General features: G+C 35.6%; 2 protein-coding genes. Both read left to right on the top strand.

Annotation, left to right across the window (positions count from 1 at the left end; all coding sequences use genetic code 11):
• The first annotated feature begins 68 nt into the window (after positions 1-68).
• Positions 69-335, top strand: coding sequence for a transposase (locus Q4500_RS18600; protein WP_034669045.1), 267 nt, complete (start codon positions 69-71; stop codon positions 333-335).
• Positions 317-1213, top strand: coding sequence for an IS3 family transposase (locus Q4500_RS18595; protein ID WP_368389788.1), 897 nt, complete (start codon positions 317-319; stop codon positions 1211-1213). Before Q4500_RS18600 ends, Q4500_RS18595 begins: the two co-directional genes overlap by 19 nt.
• Positions 1214-1229: the final 16 nt, after the last annotated feature.

Below are 1229 nucleotides of genomic sequence, written 5' to 3'. Positions count from 1 at the left end.
TGTAGGCTTCCCTAAAAATAGGACAGTTCATAATTCGAATTTACTAACTTTAAATTCAAACTGTCACGATGAAAAACAGCAAATTTAGCGAGAGCCAGATTATTAAAGCTCTTAAGGAAAATGAACAAGGAAGATCTGTAGGTGATTTATCTAGAGAATTAGGAATAGATAAAAGCACTTTCTACTATTGGCGCAAGAAGTACGGAGGCATGGAACAACAGCAGCTTAAACGTTTAAAAGAGCTTGAAGAAGAGAACAATAAGCTCAAACAGATGTATGCCGATGTGAGTCTTGATAATAAGATGCTAAAGGACGTATTATCAAAAAAGTTCTAAAGCCTTCCGACAAGAGAGTTCGTGTAAAGTATCTTATCAAAACGTTTGTAGTTCCTATCATCCGTGCCTGTAAAGTTGTAGGCCTTAGTAGATCGATGTGGTATTACCAAAGTAAGAAAGATGATAGCGAGGTTATTGATAAGCTAACAGCATTAGCGGAATCATACCCAACTAGAGGTTTTGATGAATATTATTACAAGATCCGTCGTGAAGGCTTAAAATGGAACAGAAAACGAGTGTTACGTGTGTACCGCGAGATGAAACTCAGTCTACGCCGTAAACATAAAAAGCGTTTGGTCAAACGTATAAAACAACCTTTGGAAACACCTTTAACACTAAATGAGTGCTGGAGTATGGATTTTATGAGCGATGCGCTTACCGATGGCAGAAAGTTGCGTGTATTTAATGTTATAGATGATTGTAATCGGGAAGCTCTAGCAATAGATGCAGGACTTTCTTATCCAGCGAGAGCCGTAATTGAAACATTGGATCATTTAAAAGATGAAATAGGAATACCTAAATACGTGAGGTGTGATAATGGTCCGGAGTTTACCTCTAAGACTTTTATGAACTGGTGTAAAAAGAATTTTATAGAAATAAAATATACACAACCGGGAAAGCCAATGCAAAACGGATATATAGAACGATTTAATCGTTTTTTTAGAGAAGACATATTGGATGCCTATTATTTCAATGACATTTATCAGCTTCAAAAAATAAGCGATAACTGGCGGGAGGATTATAATTTTAACCATCCGCATAAATCATTAGGTAATATATCACCTAAAGAATTCAAGCCCAGATTTGATGAAGAATTTAAATTCTTCATCAAATCTGACCTAAATAATAATTATTTATCGAATTTAGAGGTGTCCTAAGAAGGGGAAGCCTACA

The sequence above is a fragment of the Maribacter sp. 1_MG-2023 genome, assembly GCF_030547005.1.
Taxonomy (GTDB): domain Bacteria; phylum Bacteroidota; class Bacteroidia; order Flavobacteriales; family Flavobacteriaceae; genus Maribacter.
The sequence above is the reverse complement of the archived record's forward strand: the minus strand, read 5'-3'. Positions and strand labels throughout refer to the sequence as shown.